A 14958-nucleotide genomic window follows, 5' to 3' on the forward strand; every position below is an offset into this window, starting at 1 on the left:
CGACGTCGGAGGACGCCCATGCCCAAGAGATTCAGCCTGTTCGCACTCGTGGCTGCGTTGTTGGCGGTACTGGCCATGGCGATGGCCAGTGCGCCTGCGCAGGCCGCGGGGTTCACGCCGATCAACGTAGGGAAATCGAGCCACTGTCTGGACAACGCCACGGAGAACGCTTCAAAGCTCGATTTCCAGGCGGGTCTGTTCACGTTCACCAACGCACGCACGGGACGGTGCATCACCGCACCTGCCTCAGGTGCGGGAACGGTCACGGTCCAGTTCTGCGACGCGTCCGCGGCTCCCGCCGGGCCGGGCACACTGAGGGACCGGCCCGGCGGGGGTCCGTCTTCGGGCGCCCAGCAGGGCGACCGTCACGAGCTTCGTGCCGCCAGGCACCTCACTGAATCCTCAGACCAGGAACAGCACGATCGCCACACCCAACGTGATGACCGCTGAGAGCTGCGCAACGAATGCCGCAAACAGCAGCCTCCCCTTGCGGCGGCAAGCGGCGTGCAGAAATCCCCAGCTTTCAAGTTGAACCCGAGCAACCTCACGCTTCGCTTTCGCCTCGTCTGCAGACCAGAGAGGTTCCGCGATGTGTGCGTGCAACGTTTCTGGATTCACTTCCAGAAACTTCATCGGAATGTTCGCCCAGACTCCGAAGGCGGCCGCCACGATGAATCCGATGAGCGCTAGACCTACGAGGACTCGCGTAGCGGCTGACTGCTCCAACTCATCCGGCGATAGAGCAGCCAGACCCAGCAGAACCGTCACGAGTGTGCCGGATGTCGTGATGACGGAGATCGCCCGGGACTCCAGGGCGGCCCGTCGAGCGGCTACCGCCGTAATCTCCTTCTCGATATAGGAGACGACCACCTCGCCCGCTGACACTTTCAGATCACGTGAGGGGGCTCGGAGAAGCTGGGGTCTTCTTCCGAAATCGCAAGACTCGGAGCCTCTGTAATCACAACAGCGCCAAACCTCGGGTACTCTTCATCCCCTCCTGCTTTTGCCTCTTGTTTCTGTGTCTGCTGAGCTTTCGGGGACTTTCCCTCATTCTTCTTCTTCTTTTTCCCCACGGGTACCCCTTCCCGGCCGGTTTCTCATGGTCCAAGAGAATCCCCTTGATCGCCATCTTCTCGTCGAAATCGATCGAGGAGTTACGCCACCGCGACCACACGCGCCTCACATACCCGCCCGTACCCGCCCCCTGGCGTGGCTGCTCGTCACTTGACGCGAGCGCGCGCCAACTACCCTTCACAACAACTCTTTTGAAAGAAGTGTTGTAGGTCTATCGTGGCGCGCATGGCGGACACGAACACGGGATGGGAACTGGGCACCGCCGCTCTGCGCGTGCTCGCCCACCCCCTGCGCATCCACGTCCTCACGCTGCTGCGTCAGCGGGGCCCGTCGACGGCGACCAGGGTCGCGGAGGAGCTCGGCATCAATCCCGGTGCTGCGAGCTATCACCTGCGGCGCCTCGCGGCCGGTGGGCTGATAGCCGAGGAACCGGGGCGCGGCAGCGGGCGCGAGCGGTGGTGGAAGGCTGTCCACCAGCAGTCGATCCATGATCCCGCCTCTCGCACTCCCTCGTGCCATGCCCCTTCGCCTATGGCTTCGGAGCAGCGCGAGGCCGGACGTGGCTATGTGCACGCCGTGGCCCTCGCGGCCGCGGATCGCTTGCGGGCGGCGGCGCAGGAGGTGCCGCTGCTGCCTGAAGAGTGGTTCGAGGTCGGCACGTTCGGGGACTTCGTGCTGAGGCTGAGTCCGCAGGGGGTCGCGGACATACGGGACGAGATCTTCGCGGTGGTCGCCCGATACCGGGAGGCAGAGGGCGGCGACGCCGAGCGCGGTGAGGATGTCGACGGGCTGACGCCGGTGACGGTGCAGGTGCAGGCGTTTCCGGTTCCCGGCACGGTTGCGTTGCAGTCCGCCGAGTCCGCCGCGATCGTTCGGTCCGACGGTGCCGACAGCTCGTGACAGACCCAGACCCAGAACCAGAACCGTCCCCGGTCATGGCTGCCGCACGGCCCGCCCACCGGGACGGCAACGTATTGCGCTGGCTTGCGGCGTACACCGCGTCGGTCACCGGTGACGTGGTCTACTTCCTGGCGCTGTCGTGGTCGGCGACCCGTACGGCCGGTCCCTCGCAGGCGGGTTTGGTGGTCGCGGCCGGGGCTCTCCCGCGTGCGGTGTTCATGCTCGTCGGGGGAGTGGTGGCGGACCGCCACGGCCCGCGCCGGGTGGCGGCGGTCAGTGACGGTGTCCGCTGCGTGGTCATCCTGGGCGCGGCCGCCGCGCTGCTGCTGGCCGCGCCGGGGACATGGCTGCTGATCCTGCTCGCCCTGATCTTCGGCGTGGTGGACGCGGTGTTCATGCCGGCCGTGGGCGCGTTTCCGCCTCGCATCACGACGAGGGATCAACTGGCCCGGGTCCAGGGCATGCGCGGACTGTCGATTCGGGTCAGCAACTCGGTGGGCCCCGGCGTGGCGGGAGTCGTGCTGGCCCGGGGCGGGGCAGCCGGTGCCTTCGCCGCCGCTGGAGTCCTCTTCGCCGTGTCGCTCGCCCTCCTCCTCACCGTGCGGGTCGCACCCGCACCCGCACTCGCCCTCGGGTCGACGGCTCCTCAACGTGCCGCCGCCCTCGGGGAGTTGCGTGACGGTCTGCGCTATGTGCGCTGCCACCGCACCCTCGCTCCACTCGCAGCGGTGATCGGGCTCAGTGAGATGTGCTTCAGCGGGCCCGTCGTCCTGGGGCTGGTGCTGCTGGCGGGCGAACGGGGATGGGGTGCCGTGGGGGCGGGTTGGATGGCGAGCGGCTTCAGCGTGGGGGCCGGGGCCGCGGCCTTATGGGTCACGGTGGTCGCGCGGATTCCGCGCGTCGGGTGGAGCGTGATCACTGGGCTGCTGATCGCCGCTGTGGCCACGGGTGTCCTGGGCCGCGCCCCGTCCTTGCCCGCCGCCGTTGCCCTCACCGCCCTGATCGGACTGGGCAGTGGTGTCACCACGACGCTCACCAGCACTCTGGCCCAAGCGGAGGCCGACCCCCGCTACCTCGGCCGTGTCACCGCACTGACGACCCTGTGCACCCTGGGTCTGGCCCCCGCCCTCCTCCCCGTCGCGGGCCTCACCGCCCAACTGTGGGGCGCAGCCGCCCTCTTCGCCGGATGCGGCGTGATCAGCCTGCTGGCCGCCGCGGTGGCTCTTGCCGTACCGGGCTTGCGTCGGGCCGGAGCGTGATGACGATGACGCACCGAGAACGCAACCGCGGGCCGGCACCGTCGTCGGTGCCGGCCCGCAGGTGTGTGTCCGGGCGGAGGCTCTGTGGGCTCCTGGATCGGTGCCCGGGGCCTCAGGCCGCGCCCATGACGCTGGCGAACAGGAGCAGGCCGAGCAGCGGGAGCAGCACCGTCGCCACCACGCCGCAGATCAGGCCGCCCGTCGCGGCCCCCTTGTTCGTGGCCTCGCCCTTGTTCGCCTTCGATATGCCGATCGAGCCGAAGATGATCCCGAGGATGCCCAGGATGATGCCGACGAACCACAGGATGAAGGTCAGGCTCAGGACCACGCCGATGATTCCGCAGACGAGTCCCGCGGTGCCCATCCCGTTGCTCGGCTGCATCGCCATCGGGTAGCCCGGTCCCGGTGCGCCGTAGAGCGGGGGCGCGGCCGGGTACTGGTGCGGCGCTCCGGCCCCGGGAGCGGGGTAGCCGTAGCCGGGAGCAGGCGGCTGCTGCGGCTGGGGGTACGGGTTGTGGGCCGGGGCGTTGGGATCGGACATGATCTCCCTTCCGTTTGGTGAGTCGGGACATCGTAAGTGGTCAGGGCCGTTCGGGCTCAGTCGTTTGCGTGGTCCGTGGGGGCGTTGGCCACAGGAACCCCTGGGGGAGGGGATGCAACGGGCGCTCATCGTCCGGTAGTTGCTCAGGCACGTTCCGTCCGCAGCGTGGCGCGGGAGGGGACGGGAGGGGGCGGGAGGGGGCGGGGTGATCCGTATCCCGGTGGTCCGCGGGTACGGTCACGCCATGGCCGACTACCGCATCGAAACCGTCCGCAACGGCTACCGCGACTGGACCGCCCGCAACGACCGCGGCGCCGAGGTCCGCATCGGTGCCGCCGACGACCCCGGCACCCAGCCGTCGTTCACCCCCGTCGAGCTGCTGCTCGCGGCCCTCGGCGGCTGTGGGGGACTGGTCGTCGACCGGACCGCCCGCGCCGTGGACCACGACGACCTGCGCATCGTCGTGGAGTCCGTCTCCCGCCCCGAGGACGACGGGCGCGTGGGCGTCGTCCGCGTCTCGTACGAGATGGAGCTGCCCGAAGGCACCCCCGCCGAGGTCTTCGCGCGCGGGGTGCGCCTGACGCACGAGCGGTACTGCACCGTCAGCCGCACCGTGGAGCACGGCGCCCAGGTCGAGGCGGTCCTGCCCGACGGGACGGTGGCCTTCTCCGCGGGGTGACCCACCCGGTGCCCTCGCGTCGCGGGGGCCGTCACGGTGTGATGGCACCCAGCAGGGCCCGCGCGCACACATCCCGCACCGCGTCGCGCGAGAGCTCCTCCGGGCGCTCCAGCCACTCCAGGCAGACCGCCACCAGGAAGGCCAGCCAGCCGCGCACCGCCAGGCGCAGTGCGGGCAACTCCTCGTCGGTATAAGCCGTTTCGGGCGCCGCGGCGAGCGCCTCCAGGATCTGCCGCTCCTGGTTGTCGAGGCCCTCCCGGTAGACCGCGCGCACCGTGGGGTCGCCTGCCGCCTCCGCCCGGTGGAAGGCGCGGAAGCCCTCCGCGTGCGACTCCACATAGCCGAGGAAGGTGTCGAGCCCGGTGCCGATCTGTTCGCGCACCGGGATGCCCGGCACCGCCTGTGTGAGGCGCAGCATCCGCTCGCTCTCGCGGCGCACGACCGCCGCGAAGAAGTCCCGCTTCGTCGGGAAGTAGTGGTAGAGGAGCCCTCGGGAGACGCCCGCGATCTCCGCGACCTGCTCGATCCACACGTCGTCGTACGGGTTGCTGGCGAAGAGCCGCGAGCCCACGCACAGCAGCTGCTCCCGGCGCTCCTCGGTGCTCAGGCGGCGGCGCGTGCGCTCCTGGGGCTGTCCTTCTCCCGTCCGGGCTCGCTCGCCGCGCACGTGAGTCCGCTGTCCCTTCGCCGCCATGCCAGCACCCTACTTGACCTTTCCCCTCCTTACTTGACGTGGATTCAATAGCGGCAGCACACTGGGGGCGCTTATTGAATCCACGTACAACAGTCCCAACGGGCCTGTCGCACAAGGGAGATGGCTCATGGCGCAGGTGACGCAGCGGCCGACGGCGGGTGGAGGGGATGCGGGCGGAGCGGTCGGCCCGGCCGCCGTGCCCAAGGGGTTCCGCAGCGCCGAGCTCGGCTGGCCCGAGCTGCGCCGCATCCCGCACCCGCCGCGCCGCCTGCCCGTCCTCGGCGACGTCGTCGGCGTCAACGTCCGCACGCCCGTGCAGGACTCGATGCGGATCGCCGGACAACTCGGGCCGATCTTCCGCCGCAAGGGGTTCGGCAAGGAGATCGTCTTCGTCTGGGGCGCCGATCTCGCGGCGGAGCTGGCCGACGAGGCGCGGTTCGCCAAGCACGTCGGCCTGGGCGTCGCCAACCTCCGCCCGGTCGCGGGCGACGGCCTGTTCACCGCCTACAACCACGAGCCCAACTGGCAGCTCGCCCATGATGTCCTGGCCCCCGGCTTCAGCCGTGACGCCATGGCGGGCTACCACCCGCTGATGCTGGACGTGGCACGGCAGTTGATGACCCGCTGGGACGCCCAGGAGGCGGCGGGCGACCGCGTGGACGTGCCCGGGGACATGACGAAACTGACCCTGGAGACCATCGCCCGCACCGGCTTCGGCCACGACTTCGGCTCCTTCGAGCGCAGCCGCCCGCACCCCTTCGTGACCGCGATGGTCGGCACGCTCACCCACGCCCAGCGCCGCAACGTCGTCCCGCCGCTGCTCACCCCGCTCCTGCTGCGCGGCGCCGAGCGGCGCAACGCCGCGCACATGGCCTACCTCAACCGCACCGTGGACGACGTGATCGCCGTCCGCCGCGCTTCCGGGCAGCGGACGGGGGCGGGGGTCCGGACGGGAGACCTGCTGGACCGGATGCTGGAGGTCGCCCACCCCGAGACCGGCGAACGGCTCTCACCGGAGAACATCCGCCGCCAGGTCATCACCTTCCTGGTCGCCGGGCACGAAACCACCTCCGGCGCCCTGTCGTTCGCGCTCCACTACCTGGCCCGCCACCCCGACGTCCTGGCCCGCGCGCAGGCCGAGGTCGACCAGGTCTGGGGCGACGCCGACGAGCCCGCGTACGAGCAGGTCGCCAAGCTCCGCTACCTGCGCCGGGTCCTGGACGAGTCCCTGCGCCTGTGGCCCACCGCCCCCGCCTTCGCGCGCGAGGCCAAGCACGACACCGTGCTCGGCGGCGTCCACCCGATGCGGCAGGGCGCCTGGGCCCTGGTCCTGGTGGCGATGCTGCACCGCGACCCCGCCGCCTGGGGCGAACACCCCGAGCGCTTCGACCCCGACCGCTTCGAGGCGGCCGCCGTACGCGCCCGCCCACCCCACGTCTTCAAGCCCTTCGGCACCGGCGCCCGCGCCTGCATCGGCCGCCAATTCGCCCTGCACGAGGCCACGTTGGTGCTCGGCCTGCTGCTGCGCCGCTACGACCTGCACGCGGACCCGGGCTACCGGCTGCGCGTGGTGGAGCGGCTGACGCTGATGCCGGAGGGGCTGCGGCTGGGGCTGACGCGCCGGGGTTAGCCGGCGCCGGCGATCCCGGTGCGGCCCTCAGAGCTCAGGCCACCGCCCCGCCCACGGCCGCGCCGCCTCCACCTGCGCGCACAGCGACAGCAGCGGGCCCTCGCCCGCGGGCCGTCCGGTCAGGCTGACGCCGATGGGCAGGCCCGCCGCGTTCCAGTACAGGGGCAGGCTCACGGCGGGCTGGCCGGTGATGTTCAGGGGGCTGGTGAAGGGGGTGAAGAGGGACTGGCGGTGGAGTTCGGCCACGAGCTGGTCGTCGGTCGGCTCCGTCTCCCGGCCCTCGGGGCCCTCGAAGAACGACAGGGGCTGCGGTGGCAGGCCGAGCGTCGGGGTGAGCACGGCGTCGTACGGGCTCGTCGCCTCGATGACCCGGCGGGTGAGCGTCTGGGCGGCGGCGAGTGCCCGGAAGAGCTGCTCGCCGCTGACTTTGCGGCCCTGGCGCCGCCAGAAGCGGGTCAGGGGGCGCAGGAGGTGCTCCTTCTCCTCCGGGACCTCGTAGCGCAGGGACTGGACTCCCCACAGCGGGAAGAAGATGGAACCGATCGCGCCCACAAAGGGGTTGGGGATCTCCTCGACCTCGTGGCCCAGGCCGGTCAGGAGCGCGGTGGCGTCCTCGTAGGCGGCGCGGCAGTCCGGGTCGACGGCCTGGCCGCTCTCGCCCAGGTCCGCGTAGCGCGCGATGCGCAGGCGCCCTGGCTCGCGCTGCGCGTGGGCGAGGAAGGTCTCGCCCGGGGGCAGCGGCTGCGCCCAGTACGGGTCGCCGGGCGAGGGGACGCTCAGCACGTCGAGGAGCGCCGCCGCGTCGCGCACCGTGCGGGCCAGCGGGCCCTCGACGGCGAGGCCCGCCACATTGGGCTCCGGGGCCGAACTCACCCTGCCCCGCGAGGGCTTGAAGCCCACGATGCCGCACACGCTCGCGGGGATGCGCAGCGAGCCGCCGCCGTCGCTGCCGTGCGCGAAGGGGACGATCCCGGCGGCGACGGCCGCGGCCGCCCCGCCGCTCGATCCGCCCGCGGACAGGCGGGTGTCCCACGGCGTACGGGCGACCGGCGCGACGTCGCTGGCCGTGTAGGAGGCGACGCCGAACTCGGGGGTGTTGGTCTTGCCGAGGCTGATCGTGCCCGCTGCCTTCAGCAACCGGACGCTGTGCGCGTCGTGTTGCGGGACGTTCTCGGCGAAGGCCGCGGAGCCGTGCATCGTGCGCACCCCGGCGGTGGCGGTGAGGTCCTTGACGGCGGTCGGAACGCCGAAGAGTGGGGGGAGGTCGGCCGGGTCCTCGGTGGCCAGGCGCTGTTCGGCGGCCTTCGCCGCGGCGCGGGCGGACTCCTCGGTGAGGGTCACGAAGGCGCCGAGCGCCTCGTTGTGCGCGGCGATCCGGTCCAGGCCGTGCTCGACGAGCTCGACGGGACTGATCTCCTTGGCGCGGACGGCCGCGGCCTGCGCCAGCGCGTCCATCGCGGCGATTCCCTGTGCTCCCGGTGCTCCCTCTGCGGCGCTCTCCTGGCCCATCTGCCCATCTTCCCTTTCGGTGACGGTCGTTGACCTGCCGGTACGCGGCCTTCCGGCCGTCCGCCGAGGCTACCCGTCACACCGGGCGGCCATGTGTGCCGGGGGTGTAGCCGAACGCCCGCCGGAACACGTCGATGAAGGCGCTCGTCGACGACCAGCCGCAGCGGTGCGCCACCGCGGTGACCGGCACGTCGTCGCCGAGCACCCGCAGGGCGTGGTACAGCCGCAGCTGGGTGCGCCACTGCGGGAAGGTCATGCCGAGCTCGCGGCGGAAGAGCCGGCTGAGGGTGCGCTCGCTCGCCCCCGCCCCGGCGGCGAACTCGGCCAGCGGGCGCGGGTCGGCCGGGTCCTCGTGCAGCAGGTCGCAGACGGCCGCGAGGCGGGGATCGGTGGGTGCGGGCAGCTGGACGGGCTGCTGCGGCGAGGCGCGCAGCTGGTCCAGGAGGACCGCGCGCAGCCTCCGGTCGGCGGGGGAGTCGGCGCCGGGGTCGCGGGTGCAGGCGAGGATCAGCTCGCGCAGGAGCGGGCTGACGGCCAGGACCGTGGGGGCGTCCAGGCCCAGCGGGTTGGTGGCGGCGGGCAGGCCGAGCAGGTGCAGGGCGAGCTGTCCGTGCGCGCGGTGCGCGTGGACGCAGCCCGCGGGCACCCAGATCGCGCGGGTGCCGGGCGCGAACCAGGTCCCGGCGTCGGTGGTGACGGCCAGGACGCCCGAGCCCGCGTAGATGATCTGGTGCGTGTCGTGCCGGTGCGGGTCGACGTGTTCCCCGGGCGCGAGGGACTTGGTGATGGTGGGGGCCTCGGGGAGGTGGCGGATCTCCGACATAGGTTGGCATTTTATCGGAAGCGCGCCAGGGTGCCGGGCGGCCACGATGAGGCGGTGCCCAAGAAATCCGTACAGACGAACCCCGTGCCGCAGACAGCTCCCCCAGAACTGCCGGAACAGGCCGCTCCCCAGGAGACGCGGCCCTCGCCCGCCCGGCGCACCGGCCCCGTCACCCTCCTCGCCCTCAGCCACGCCTGCGTGGACGTCTACCAGGGGGCGGTCGCCGCCCTGGTGCCGTTCTTCGTAGCCGAGCGCGCCTACAGCTACGCCGCCGCCTCCGGCATCGTCCTCGCCGCCTCGCTGCTCTCCTCGGTGGTGCAGCCGCTGTTCGGGGCGCTCACCGACAAGTGGGCGCTCCCGTGGCTGCTGCCGGTGAGCACCCTCGCGGGCGGCGTCGGCGTCGCCCTCGCCGGGGTCGGCGACTCGTATGCCCTCACGCTCGCGGTCGTCGCCGTGTCCGGGATCGGGGTCGCCGCCTACCATCCCGAGTCGGCTCGCGTCGCGCGGGCCGCGAGCCGGGGGAGCCACACCGCGATGGGCTGGTTCTCGCTCGGCGGGAACCTGGGCTTCGCCGCCGCGCCGCTGCTGGTCGCCGCCGTCGTCGGGGTGGGCGGTCTGGGCGCCTCGCCGCTCCTGGTCGTCCCCGCCGTCGCCGGTGCGGCGCTGTGCCTGGCCGCGCTGCGCTCGGCCGCCCCTCGCGCGGGCGCCGCGACGGCGAGCGGGCCGCGCGGGGGGCGGTCCGCCGTCCGCGACGACTGGCCCTCCTTCCTCCGCCTGACCGGCGCCATCATGTGCCGCTCCATCGTCTTCGTCGGCCTCAGCGCCTTCATTTCCCTGTACGTGCGCCAGCGCACCGGAGGCGGCCAAGTCGCCGGTACGGCCGCGCTGTTCGTGCTCTACATCGGCGGCGCGGTCGGCACCGTCGCCGGGGGGAGGCTCGCCGCCCGGTACGGGCGCGTGTCCGTGGTGCGGTGGTCGTACGCGCTGTCCGTGCTCTCCGTCGCGGGCGTCGTCCTCGTGCCGGGGCCCGCGCTCTTCGCCGCCGTCGCGCTCACCTCGGCCGGCCTGTACGTGCCCTTCTCGCTGCACGTCACGCTCGGCCAGGACTATCTGCCCAGCCGCGTCGGCACCGCGAGCGGCGTCACGCTGGGCCTCGCGGTCAGCGTCGGCGGCCTGGCGAGCCCCGCCATCGGCGCCCTCGCCGACGCCACGTCGCTGCGCACCGCCCTCGCCCCGCTGATCGCCCTGCCCGCCCTCGGCTGGCTGCTGCTGCGCACCCTGCGCGAGCCCGAGACGCTCGAAGCGGCCGCGGACCGGGCGTCGGCGGCCGCGCGTACAGAGGGCGTTGCGGAATCGAGGAAGGACGCCGCCGAGCCGGCGGCAACCGTCACGGAACCAGCGGGCGAACCTCGTCCGTGACGAACCGCACGACCCCCTCGGGGTCCGGCTCGTCGGCCGTGGGCTGCAGGACGACCGTGTCCGCGCCCGCCGCCGCGAGGTCGCGGACGGCCTTCGCCCACGCCTGTGCGTCCCCGGCGACCCCGAGGTCCTCCGTCGCCGCCCGCCCGTCGCGCACGAGCTCGGCGCGCAGCCGCTCCGCCGCGTCCGGCCCGGTCGCCGCGTACAGGTAGACGATGACGGGGTGGGGGCCGGTCCGCCCCGCCGACTCGCGCCCCTCATCAATGAGTCGGCGCGCCGCCCGCACCGCCTCCACCGAGGCGCTCGCGTCCAGGATCGTGCCGTCCGCCGCCTCCCCGGTGAGCCGCACCGACCGCGGCCCCCGCGCCCCCGCGAAGACCGGCGGCGCCTCGGCGGGCGGCCAGTCCAGGGCGACGCCGTCCAACTGCACGTACCGCCCCCGCGTGGTGACGCGCTCGCCCGCCAACAGGGCCCGCATCGCGTCGAGATGCTCCCGCAGCAAGGTCACCGGCGACTCGGCCCGCGCGCCCACCTGCCCCATCCAGTCCTGCACGCCGTGGCCGACGCCGAGCAGGACGCGGCCGGGGAAGAGGCGGTGCAGGGTGGCGGCCTCCATCGTGGCGAGCGCGGCGTTGCGCAGCGGGACCGGCAGCAGGCCCACGCCCACGCGCAGCCGCTCCGACCAGGCGAGCGCCGCCGCCGCGCTCGCGATGCCGCTCTCCAGGAAACAGTCCTCCCAGAGCCACAGCTCCTCCAGGCCCGCCTCCTCGGCGGTGCGCACCATGCCGCGGAGCCGTTCGGGAGGGAGCTGGGGACGGAACACCACACCGAGAGTCGTCATGCCGCCTTCCTAGCCGTCTCCCGGCGGGCGATCAACACCATTTCGCGGCCGCCGCAGCGGCACGGACGAGACGCGGGCGGGCTCATCGTGGCGTTGGTGCGGAATCCGCCGGACCGGGTGGAGCAGGCGCGCGGCGTACCGGACGGCGGCCGGGGCCGATGCCCCGGCGGCGGCGATGGAAGGGAGCTGACGCGAAGTCCAGCAGGGCCTGATGACGCAGGAGGAGTTCGCGGCGGCCAGGGCGGAGCTCCTGGGCGGCGGGTGACACCTCCGACCCGCTGAGCGTCACCCTCAACGGGCTCTGGGACATGGCGCGTTGAGGACCTTCGCCTGCCCCCGGGCCGTCCGGGCCATTGACATCCACCCCCGGTGCCGAGAAGCTCCAAGACGCCCGTGTTAACGCTAACACCGGGCCGACTCACGCCTGGGGGAGCCGCCCATGTCAGGTCGTTCCGTGGGGTCGTCACCAGGGCCCCAGCTCGCCCGCCGCACCCTCCTCGCCGCGGCCACCGCTGCCGCTGCGGGCGGGCTCACCACCGCCTGCAGCTCGGCCTCCGGGCTGCCCGCGGGCAAGGTCGCCGTGCTCGGGGACAGCGCCGCCTGGGAGAAGCCCATGGCCGCCGCGGGCGCCGCGATGAAGCAGGCGGCCGCCCTCCAGCTGGTGCCCCAGGTCAACCCGTCCCTGGAGTCGTTCGAGCAGATCGTCAAGTCCTCGCTGCGCACCGACCGCACCCCCGACCTCCTCAAGTACTGGTCGGGCTACCGGCTCCAGGACCTCGCCCGCACCGGCGGCATCGTCGACCTCAGCGAGCAGTGGGACGCCGCCGTGCGCAGGCGCTGGGTCGACGCCTCGCTGCGGAGCGCCTTCACCTACCGGGACCGGGTCTTCGGGCTGCCCATGAACCTCGCGTACTGGGTGCTCTTCTACAACCCCGAGGTCTTCCGCGCCCACGACCTCCAACCGCCCGCCACCTGGGCCGAGTTCATGACCGTCTGCGCCCGCCTGAAGAAGAGCGGGATCACGCCGCTGCACGGCACGGCCGCCGACCGCTGGCCCTCCTTCATCTGGTTCCAGGAGGTCCTCAGCCGCCAGGACCCCCAGTTCTACGACGACTTGATGAACGGCCGCGCCCGCTACACCGACCCGCGCGCCGAGCGCGCCCTGCGCACCATCGCCTCGTTCTTCGACAAGGACTGGTTCACGCCCATGGACATGAGCCACACCGACGCGGCGGGCGTCCTGGTGCACGGCAAGGTCGGCATGGTGGCGTGCGGCACCTGGTTCGGCGGCATCCTCGGCGGGGTGGGCGGCAAGCCCGGCAAGAACTACGGCGCGTTCGTGCTGCCCATGGCCGCACCGGACACGCGCCCCTGCGTCATCTTCGAGTCCAGCGCCCTCGTCGCCACCGTGAAGGGCCCCGACCGCACCGAGGCCGTCAAGGCGGCGAGCAACTGGCTGCGGCCCAGCGTGATGAAGGCGTTCTCGCACACCCTCCAGGACGGCTGCCCCAACCCGCGGGTCGCCCCGCCCAACACGGTCATCGCGGGCCTCGCCGAGAAAGTGCGCGGCGACCGGCTGCGGATGCTCAACCGCTTCTGGGAGCAGGGCCCGCCCGAACTGGTCGAGGCCACCGTGGACGATCTCGCGGGCTTCCTGCTGAACCCGTCCTCGTACCGGAAGGTGCTGCGCACCATGCAGGGCCGCGCCGACGACGCCTGGAAGGTGTGGCGGGAATCCGAGAAGACGGAGAAGACCGAGCAGGGGGAGGGGGCGAAGGGGACATGACCGAGGCCGTGACCACCGCCGCGACCGGCGCGCCCGAACCGGTGCGCGCCCGCCGCCGGGTGCCGCTGCGCACCCCGCACCAGGCCGCCCGCACCAGTGGCCGGTTCGGCGGGCCCGTGGCCGCGCTGCCCTGGGCGCTGCCCGCCCTCGCCTTCGTCGGCGTGCTGCTCGTCTACCCCTTCTTCCGCAGCGTCTACGGCAGCTTCTTCGAGGACAACGGCTTCACCAGCAGCTACACGGGCCTGGACAACTACGCCAGGCTCGCCGACGACCCGGTCTTCGGGCGCGCTCTCCTCAACACCCTGCTGTGGGTGGCCGGGACGCTGCTGCTTCCGGTCCTGGCCGGGCTGCTCATCGCGGTCGCCACGCACCGCATGCGCTTCGGTGGCCTCGCGCAGCTCGTCATCGTCCTGCCGTACGCGATCTCGGTGGCCGCCACCGCCGTGCTGTGGAACTTCATGCTGACGTCCGAGGGCGCCGTCAACCAGGTGCTGCGCGCCGTGGGCCTCGACTCCTGGGCGCACGCCTGGCTCCTGGAGTGGCCGCAGAACACCCTCGCGATGATCGTGGCCGGCACCTGGCAGGCGACCGGCCTGAACGTCGTGCTGTTCGCGATCGGGCTGCGCGCCATTCCCCAAGAGACCGTCGAGGCCGCCGAGTTGGACGGGGCGAGCGGCTGGCGGATGTTCCGCCACATCACGCTGCCGCAGCTGCGGGCCGTCACCGTCGTCGTGGTCGGCATGGCCGTCGTGAACAGCCTGAAGGCGTTCGACATGATCTGGGTCCTCACCAAGGGCGGCCCCTCGCGCTCCTCGGAGACCCTCGCCCTGAGCATGTACCGGGAGACCTTCCGGCTCTTCCACGTGGGCTACGGCTCGGCGATCGCCCTGGTCCTCTCGGTGGTCGTCGTCGCCTCGTCCTGGCTGTATCTGCGCCGCCAGATGCCGCGTACGTCCGCGGACGAGAGCTGAGGAGGACACCCCATGGGACGGACCGTACGGCGTCTCTTCGTCGCGGTGTGCGTGGTGCTCTGGCTGGTCCCGCTCTACCTCCTGGTCGTCAACTCCCTTACTCCGGCGGCCGATTACCAGGGCAAGCCCCGCTGGACGGTGCAGGGCTTCGCGCTGTGGGACAACCTCAAGACCGCCTGGGACCAGGCCGGCATCGGTGACAGCTTCCAGTCCTCGCTCCTGTACGCCGTGGTGTGCGGGCTCGTCGCCGTCCTCGTCGCGGCCATGGCGGCCTTCGCGGTGGTCATCCTGCCCATCCCCAGGCCCGCCTTCTGGTTCTGGCTCATCTACTCCGGCACGCTCTTCCCGCTGCAGATGTTCCTCGCCCCGCTCTTCGGCCTGTACGCGGACGCCCACCTCTACGACACCCGGCTCGGCCTGATGCTGGTGTACTCGGCGTGGGCCATCCCCTTCGCCTTCTTCCTGATCCGCAATCAGATGACCACGATGCCACCGGAGTTGACGGAGGCCGCGCTCATCGACGGGGCATCCCTGCGCCGGATCTTCTGGCGCATCCACGTGCCGCTGCTGCGCGCCGGGCTCGCCGCCGCCTTCATCTTCCAGTTCACGGCCGTCTGGAACGACCTGCTGCTCGGCATCACGCTCAGCCGCAGCCCCGAAGTGCAGCCCGTGATGGCGGCCCTGACCACGCTCAACACGGCCTACTCCTCGGCCGGTCCGCCCGTCATCCTGGCGGGCGCGCTCATCGTGTCCGTGCCCACCCTGCTGCTCTTCCTGGTGTTCCGCGGCCTGTTCCTGCGCGGCATCACCGCCAACGCCCGCTGACCCCTCA

The 14958-nt window shown here is 72.2% G+C and carries 16 protein-coding genes; 9 read left to right on the forward strand and 7 right to left on the reverse strand.

The window, feature by feature from the left end; translation table 11 throughout:
* Positions 1 to 18: 18 nt before the first annotated feature.
* The gene (locus ACQB60_RS22705; protein WP_496927897.1) at positions 19 to 450 is read left to right on the forward strand and encodes a hypothetical protein; all 432 of its coding nucleotides are present in this window, start codon (positions 19 to 21) and stop codon (positions 448 to 450) included.
* On the opposite strand, the gene ACQB60_RS22710 is transcribed toward ACQB60_RS22705, so the two are convergent.
* Together ACQB60_RS22710 and ACQB60_RS22715 are read right to left on the reverse strand one after the other, a co-directional pair.
* Positions 403 to 885 (reverse strand): hypothetical protein, encoded by a 483-nt coding sequence (locus ACQB60_RS22710; RefSeq protein WP_496927898.1) that lies wholly within the window; start codon positions 883 to 885, stop codon positions 403 to 405. The two genes, ACQB60_RS22705 and ACQB60_RS22710, sit on opposite strands and share 48 nt — an antisense overlap.
* Before the next feature lie 2 nt (positions 886 to 887).
* Positions 888 to 1073, reverse strand: coding sequence for a hypothetical protein (locus ACQB60_RS22715; RefSeq protein ID WP_496927899.1), 186 nt, complete (start codon positions 1071 to 1073; stop codon positions 888 to 890).
* Positions 1074 to 1299: 226 nt separating this feature from the next.
* Between ACQB60_RS22715 and ACQB60_RS22720 the strand changes: the two genes are divergently transcribed.
* Together ACQB60_RS22720 and ACQB60_RS22725 are read left to right on the forward strand one after the other, a co-directional pair.
* Entirely contained in the window at positions 1300 to 1974 is a 675-nt protein-coding gene (locus ACQB60_RS22720) for an ArsR/SmtB family transcription factor (RefSeq protein WP_496927900.1), read from the forward strand.
* Between the two features lie 35 nt (positions 1975 to 2009).
* Positions 2010 to 3233: an MFS transporter gene (locus ACQB60_RS22725; RefSeq protein WP_496927901.1), complete on the forward strand. Its 1224-nt coding sequence runs from the start codon at positions 2010 to 2012 to the stop codon at positions 3231 to 3233.
* A 112-nt stretch (positions 3234 to 3345) separates the two neighbouring features.
* On the opposite strand, the gene ACQB60_RS22730 is transcribed toward ACQB60_RS22725, so the two are convergent.
* Positions 3346 to 3774: a DUF4190 domain-containing protein gene (locus ACQB60_RS22730; protein WP_496927902.1), complete on the reverse strand. Its 429-nt coding sequence runs from the start codon at positions 3772 to 3774 to the stop codon at positions 3346 to 3348.
* A 244-nt stretch (positions 3775 to 4018) separates the two neighbouring features.
* Between ACQB60_RS22730 and ACQB60_RS22735 the strand changes: the two genes are divergently transcribed.
* Positions 4019 to 4453, forward strand: a complete 435-nt coding sequence (locus ACQB60_RS22735; protein ID WP_496927903.1) for an OsmC family protein — start codon at positions 4019 to 4021, stop codon at positions 4451 to 4453.
* Positions 4454 to 4484: 31 nt separating this feature from the next.
* Here ACQB60_RS22735 and ACQB60_RS22740 read toward each other — a convergent pair whose 3' ends face one another.
* Entirely contained in the window at positions 4485 to 5147 is a 663-nt protein-coding gene (locus tag ACQB60_RS22740; RefSeq protein ID WP_496927904.1) for a TetR/AcrR family transcriptional regulator, read from the reverse strand.
* 127 nt (positions 5148 to 5274) lie between these two features.
* Here ACQB60_RS22740 and ACQB60_RS22745 point away from each other — a divergent pair, with 127 nt between their 5' ends.
* Positions 5275 to 6777: a cytochrome P450 gene (locus ACQB60_RS22745; protein WP_496927905.1), complete on the forward strand. Its 1503-nt coding sequence runs from the start codon at positions 5275 to 5277 to the stop codon at positions 6775 to 6777.
* A gap of 27 nt (positions 6778 to 6804) precedes the next feature.
* On the opposite strand, the gene ACQB60_RS22750 is transcribed toward ACQB60_RS22745, so the two are convergent.
* Both ACQB60_RS22750 and ACQB60_RS22755 read right to left on the reverse strand, forming a co-directional pair.
* Positions 6805 to 8286: an amidase gene (locus tag ACQB60_RS22750; protein ID WP_496927906.1), complete on the reverse strand. Its 1482-nt coding sequence runs from the start codon at positions 8284 to 8286 to the stop codon at positions 6805 to 6807.
* A 76-nt stretch (positions 8287 to 8362) separates the two neighbouring features.
* Positions 8363 to 9109, reverse strand: coding sequence for a helix-turn-helix domain-containing protein (locus ACQB60_RS22755; RefSeq protein ID WP_496927907.1), 747 nt, complete (start codon positions 9107 to 9109; stop codon positions 8363 to 8365).
* A gap of 198 nt (positions 9110 to 9307) precedes the next feature.
* Between ACQB60_RS22755 and ACQB60_RS22760 the strand changes: the two genes are divergently transcribed.
* Positions 9308 to 10528: an MFS transporter gene (locus tag ACQB60_RS22760; protein ID WP_496927964.1), complete on the forward strand. Its 1221-nt coding sequence runs from the start codon at positions 9308 to 9310 to the stop codon at positions 10526 to 10528.
* On the opposite strand, the gene ACQB60_RS22765 is transcribed toward ACQB60_RS22760, so the two are convergent.
* Positions 10497 to 11369 carry an LLM class flavin-dependent oxidoreductase gene (locus tag ACQB60_RS22765; RefSeq protein WP_496927908.1) on the reverse strand — a complete coding sequence of 291 codons (873 nt, stop codon included), beginning with the start codon at positions 11367 to 11369 and terminating at the stop codon, positions 10497 to 10499. The genes ACQB60_RS22760 and ACQB60_RS22765 overlap by 32 nt on opposite strands.
* 439 nt (positions 11370 to 11808) lie before the next feature.
* Between ACQB60_RS22765 and ACQB60_RS22770 the strand changes: the two genes are divergently transcribed.
* From ACQB60_RS22770 to ACQB60_RS22780, 3 genes are read left to right on the forward strand one after another with little or no spacing between them, the layout of a single operon-like run.
* Positions 11809 to 13155: an ABC transporter substrate-binding protein gene (locus tag ACQB60_RS22770; protein WP_496927909.1), complete on the forward strand. Its 1347-nt coding sequence runs from the start codon at positions 11809 to 11811 to the stop codon at positions 13153 to 13155.
* Positions 13152 to 14126, forward strand: coding sequence for a carbohydrate ABC transporter permease (locus ACQB60_RS22775; RefSeq protein WP_496927910.1), 975 nt, complete (start codon positions 13152 to 13154; stop codon positions 14124 to 14126). The genes ACQB60_RS22770 and ACQB60_RS22775 overlap by 4 nt, the downstream gene beginning before the upstream one ends.
* Positions 14127 to 14138: 12 nt before the next feature.
* Positions 14139 to 14951: a carbohydrate ABC transporter permease gene (locus ACQB60_RS22780; protein ID WP_496927911.1), complete on the forward strand. Its 813-nt coding sequence runs from the start codon at positions 14139 to 14141 to the stop codon at positions 14949 to 14951.
* Positions 14952 to 14958 lie beyond the last annotated feature (7 nt).

It is taken from the genome of Streptomyces odontotermitis (assembly GCF_050510915.1).
Classification (GTDB): Bacteria; Actinomycetota; Actinomycetes; order Streptomycetales; family Streptomycetaceae; genus Streptomyces.

Excerpts from the sequence above, each read along its gene's own strand:
- ACQB60_RS22780 (WP_496927911.1), top strand. The coding sequence starts at position 14,139 with ATGGGACGGACCGTACGGCGTCTCTTCGTCGCGGTGTGCGTGGTGCTC.
- ACQB60_RS22765 (WP_496927908.1), bottom strand. The coding sequence starts at position 11,369 with ATGACGACTCTCGGTGTGGTGTTCCGTCCCCAGCTCCCTCCCGAACGG.
- ACQB60_RS22750 (WP_496927906.1), bottom strand. The coding sequence starts at position 8,286 with ATGGGCCAGGAGAGCGCCGCAGAGGGAGCACCGGGAGCACAGGGAATC.
- ACQB60_RS22775 (WP_496927910.1), top strand. The coding sequence starts at position 13,152 with ATGACCGAGGCCGTGACCACCGCCGCGACCGGCGCGCCCGAACCGGTG.
- ACQB60_RS22755 (WP_496927907.1), bottom strand. The coding sequence starts at position 9,109 with ATGTCGGAGATCCGCCACCTCCCCGAGGCCCCCACCATCACCAAGTCC.
- ACQB60_RS22705 (WP_496927897.1), top strand. The coding sequence starts at position 19 with ATGCCCAAGAGATTCAGCCTGTTCGCACTCGTGGCTGCGTTGTTGGCG.
- ACQB60_RS22740 (WP_496927904.1), bottom strand. The coding sequence starts at position 5,147 with ATGGCGGCGAAGGGACAGCGGACTCACGTGCGCGGCGAGCGAGCCCGG.
- ACQB60_RS22720 (WP_496927900.1), top strand. The coding sequence starts at position 1,300 with ATGGCGGACACGAACACGGGATGGGAACTGGGCACCGCCGCTCTGCGC.
- ACQB60_RS22735 (WP_496927903.1), top strand. The coding sequence starts at position 4,019 with ATGGCCGACTACCGCATCGAAACCGTCCGCAACGGCTACCGCGACTGG.
- ACQB60_RS22745 (WP_496927905.1), top strand. The coding sequence starts at position 5,275 with ATGGCGCAGGTGACGCAGCGGCCGACGGCGGGTGGAGGGGATGCGGGC.
- ACQB60_RS22725 (WP_496927901.1), top strand. The coding sequence starts at position 2,010 with ATGGCTGCCGCACGGCCCGCCCACCGGGACGGCAACGTATTGCGCTGG.
- ACQB60_RS22730 (WP_496927902.1), bottom strand. The coding sequence starts at position 3,774 with ATGTCCGATCCCAACGCCCCGGCCCACAACCCGTACCCCCAGCCGCAG.
- ACQB60_RS22770 (WP_496927909.1), top strand. The coding sequence starts at position 11,809 with ATGTCAGGTCGTTCCGTGGGGTCGTCACCAGGGCCCCAGCTCGCCCGC.